Annotated in this window: 4 protein-coding genes and 1 pseudogene; 1 reads left to right on the forward strand and 4 read right to left on the reverse strand. The window is 71.0% G+C overall.

Annotated elements, in window-relative coordinates; all coding sequences use genetic code 11:
* Window positions 1–258 (reverse strand): AFG1/ZapE family ATPase (gene zapE, locus G7A99_RS12275; RefSeq protein WP_163140530.1); only part of this gene is annotated, 258 nt, incomplete at its 3' end.
* 133 nt (window positions 259–391) lie between these two features.
* Entirely contained in the window at window positions 392–913 is a 522-nt protein-coding gene (locus G7A99_RS12280) for a putative metalloprotease CJM1_0395 family protein (protein WP_163140532.1), read from the reverse strand.
* A gap of 406 nt (window positions 914–1319) precedes the next feature.
* Between G7A99_RS12280 and ilvD the strand changes: the two genes are divergently transcribed.
* Window positions 1320–3014, forward strand: a complete 1695-nt coding sequence (gene ilvD / locus G7A99_RS12285; protein WP_163140534.1) for a dihydroxy-acid dehydratase — start codon at window positions 1320–1322, stop codon at window positions 3012–3014.
* A gap of 39 nt (window positions 3015–3053) precedes the next feature.
* On the opposite strand, the gene G7A99_RS12290 is transcribed toward ilvD, so the two are convergent.
* Together G7A99_RS12290 and G7A99_RS25500 are read right to left on the reverse strand one after the other, a co-directional pair.
* Window positions 3054–3641 carry an SCO family protein gene (locus G7A99_RS12290; RefSeq protein WP_240466263.1) on the reverse strand — a complete coding sequence of 196 codons (588 nt, stop codon included), beginning with the start codon at window positions 3639–3641 and terminating at the stop codon, window positions 3054–3056.
* Window positions 3642–3669: 28 nt separating this feature from the next.
* Window positions 3670–3874: pseudogene (locus G7A99_RS25500) on the reverse strand (cytochrome c oxidase assembly protein); the annotation flags it as partial.

Genomic DNA, 3874 nt, shown 5'->3' on the forward strand with positions numbered 1-3874 from the left:
ATCCATCAGCCAGGTCTTGCCCCGGCCGACACTGCCCCAGAGGTACACGCCGGTCTCCGGCTCCACGGTCTCCGGCGCGCCGCGCAGCCGCCGCCACAGCCCGCCGAGCCCCCCGCCGGCCGGCTCCGGCCGCGGGCCGGCGGCGCACAGTCGCTGGTAGAGCCCCTCGAGGGCATCCACCGCCCGGGCCTGGGCGGGATCGTGCACGAAATCGTCGCGTCGCAGCGCCTGCTCGTAGCGCGCGCGGGGACTGCCCATTCTGCCTCCTGGTTGGACGGATCCGGTCAACCGGGCCCCGAATGCCGGGGGACACGCGCGTCGGGAGCACGCCGGGCCGGACCACGCGCGCGGCATTGCCGTTGAACGGATCGGCAAGTATGTCGGGACGGCCTCAGGCGCTGAGGTCCAGGCGGCCGCCGAGACGCATGAGCTCGCCGCCGGTCATGGCGGCGACCTCGGCGTAACGGCCGGTGGGCCCACCGCCCGCCGCATCGCCGGCGGGGGTATCACGCTGCACCAGCGCGCCGTTGCCGCCGCGGGCGAGCTCCGCGCGGGCGTCGTTCGCCCGCGCCGCTGCGGCGGCCGCGATACGGCGGTCGGCCGCCGACGGCGACGCCGGCGCCAGCGCCGCATGACGGACCTGCTGCATCTTCTGCAGGGTCGCGCCGGGCGATTCCTCACGGGAGAGATCCAGCGCCACCTCGCCGCTGACGGCATAGCGCTGGCCGTCAGGGCCGCGCCGGTAGTCATAGCTGATGGCACCGGCGTGGGCGCCGCCAGCCGCCTGATGCGCCCGCTCGTGGGCGCGCACCTCGCGATCCCTGACGGCGAGCTCGCGCGCCCGGCCCATTGCCCGGACATCGGTGCGCTGGCCATTGCCGATGGATACTGCCGGTGGACCGATAGATGCCATGACCGTTCGCCGGCGCCTGCCCCGAAGGGGTCATTATTCACGCCCCCGGCCACGAGGCAAGGGCCGTGCATTGCCTGATTCCGCCAGTTCTCGTAACTTACTAATCTTCTCAGAACAATTGTCATGCGTCAGCCGATCCGTCCGCCGACGCGGCAGGACGCACGAGCCGCCCGGTGTGGCCGGGCGACATGCGCGCTGGACAACGCGGCGGCGGCGCACGGACCGGCCCGGCGGGAACGGCGGCGCCGCAGCCGCTCGACGTGAGCCGCGCGGGCGCGGATGCGCCCGGCCTCCGACCCGCTCCGGCACACGACAATACCTTTGAGAAGAGCCAGTTAATCCGTTTCGGAAACGCTCGTCCCCGAGCACCATCCGCTCACGCCGAGAAAGCCAGCGAGGAACAACCATGGCCGACAACCGCCGAAGCCGAGTGATCACACAGGGGGTGGCACGCACGCCCAACCGGGCGATGATGCGTGCCGTGGGCTTCACCGACGAGGACTTCGACAAGCCCATCGTCGGTGTCGGTAACGCCCACTCCACCATCACCCCCTGCAACCTCGGCATCGGTGCCCAGGCCGAGCGCGCGGAGGCCGCGCTCAAGCGTGCCGGCGCGATGCCGGTGAAGTTCGGCACCATCACCATCTCCGACGGCATCTCCATGGGCACCGAGGGGATGAAGTTCTCGCTGGTCTCCCGCGAGGTCATCGCCGACTCCATCGAGACCGTCTGCAACGGCCAGCGCCTGGACGGGATCCTCGCCACCGGCGGCTGCGACAAGAACATGCCCGGCGCCATGATCGCCCTGGCCCGGCTGAACATCCCCGGCATCTTCGTCTACGGCGGCACCATCAAGCCCGGCTACTACGAGGGCCGCACGCTCAACCTGGTGAGCGCCTTCGAGGCGGTGGGCCAGCATGCGGCGGGCAACATGTCCGACGAGGAGCTCAACGCCATCGAGAAGAACGCCTGCCCGGGCGCCGGCTCCTGTGGCGGAATGTACACGGCCAACACCATGTCGTCGGCGTTCGAGGCCATGGGCATGAGCCTGCCGGGCTCCTCCACCGTCGCCGCCGAGGACGATGAGGCCCGCGAGGTGGCCGAGCGCGCCGGCGAGGTGCTGGTCGACGCGATCCGCCACCAGCGCCTGCCCCGCGACATCATGACCCGCAAGGCATTCGAGAACGCCTTCACCCTGGTGATGGCGGTGGGCGGCTCCACCAACGCGGTGCTCCACCTGCTCGCGATCGCCCAGGCCGCCGAGGTGGACTTCTCCATCGACGACGTCGAGCGCATCCGCCAGCGGGTGCCGGTGCTCTGCGACCTCAAGCCCTCCGGCACGTACCTGGCGACGGAGTTCCACGCCGTCGGCGGCACCCCGCAGGTGCTCAAGATCCTCCTTGCCAACGGCCTGCTCCACGGCGACTGCCTGACCATCACCGGCGAGCCACTGGCGGACCTGCTCGCGGACGTGCCCGGGCAGCCGCCAGCGGAGCAGTCCATCATCCACCCCTTCAGTGACCCGGTCTACGAGCACGGCCACCTCGCCATCCTCCGCGGCAACCTCGCCGAGGAAGGCGCCGTGGCCAAGGTCACCGGCATCAAGAAGCGCCGCATCAGCGGCCCGGCGCGGGTGTTCGACTCCGAGGAGGAGGCCATGGAGGCCATCCTCGCGGACCGGATCCAGGCGGGCGATGTGCTGGTGATCCGCTACGAGGGGCCGAAGGGCGGCCCCGGCATGCGCGAGATGCTCGCCCCGACCTCGGCGATCATCGGCCGCGGGCTCGGCGACTCGGTGGGTCTGATCACCGACGGGCGCTTCTCCGGCGGGACCTACGGCATGGTGGTCGGCCACGTGGCGCCGGAGGCCGCGGTGGGCGGCACCATCGCCCTGGTCGAGGAGGGCGACACCGTGACCATCGACGCCGACCGCAACCTGCTCTCGCTGGACATCGACGAGGCCACCCTGGCCCGCCGCCGCGAGGCGTGGCAGCCGCGGCCACCGAACTACCGCCGCGGCGTGCTCGGCAAGTACGCGAAGCTGGTCAGCTCCGCGTGCTACGGCGCGGTCACCGACCGGGACCTCTTCCCGGAGCTGTGACCCGCCGCCCACCCGCCGGCCCGTGACGGGCCGGCGGGCTCAGCCGGACTGGATGATCCGGCGCAGGTCCGCGAGCACCGCCTCCACCGGGTCGCTGTCGCGGACCAGCAGCCGCGCCTCGCCGGCGCGGTTGAACACGAAAACCGCGCCGCTGTGGGAGACCACGTAGTTGCCGTCCTCGTCCGCCTCGCCGTAACCGTAGGTGACGCGGTAGCGCTTGTTCAGCGCCTTCAGCTGGTCCTGGGTCCCGGTCAGACCGATGAAGTCGCCGCCGAAGGCGCTGGTGTAGGCGCGCAGTCGCTCCGGCGTATCCCGCCGCGGGTCCACGCTCACGAACAGCACCTGCACGTCCCGGCGGGCGTCGTCGTCCAGCTCACCGAGGATCCGGCTCAGCCGCGCAAGGGTGACCGGGCAGACATCCGGGCAGAACGTGTAACCGAAGAACAGCAGCGTCACCTTGCCGCGATAGTCCTCCGCGGTGACCGACTGGCCGTTCTCGTCGGTCAGGCTGAAGGCAAGCTCGGGCATCATCCCGGAGATGTCCTTGGTGCGCCAGTCGCCGCTGGCGCAGGCCACCAGCACCAGGGCCAGCATCGCCGTCACCGCTGCCGTTCGCATCTCTCGCATGGGTCGGACCTCGATCGTTTTCCCGTAATCAGGTGGATGCCGTGGACGCCGGCGCGTTCCGCGCCCGGGCCGCGGCGCCCCGCTCATGGCGGTGCCAGAAGGCGAGCACGATGACCACGCCGAGCACGCTCATCATCGCCGACGGGATCCACGTAAGCGCGCCGCCAATGGTCTGGTCGGTGGAGGCGCTGATGGGCCAGGGGCGCCCGCAGACATCGTAGATCTGGTAGATG

Source organism: Arhodomonas sp. KWT, assembly GCF_010993615.1.

What these genes read in the sequence shown, in the direction of transcription:
- G7A99_RS12280 (WP_163140532.1), bottom strand. Translation starts at nt 913, where the DNA reads ATGGCATCTATCGGTCCACCGGCAGTATCCATCGGCAATGGCCAGCGC.
- ilvD (WP_163140534.1), top strand. Translation starts at nt 1,320, where the DNA reads ATGGCCGACAACCGCCGAAGCCGAGTGATCACACAGGGGGTGGCACGC.
- G7A99_RS12290 (WP_240466263.1), bottom strand. Translation starts at nt 3,641, where the DNA reads ATGCGAGAGATGCGAACGGCAGCGGTGACGGCGATGCTGGCCCTGGTG.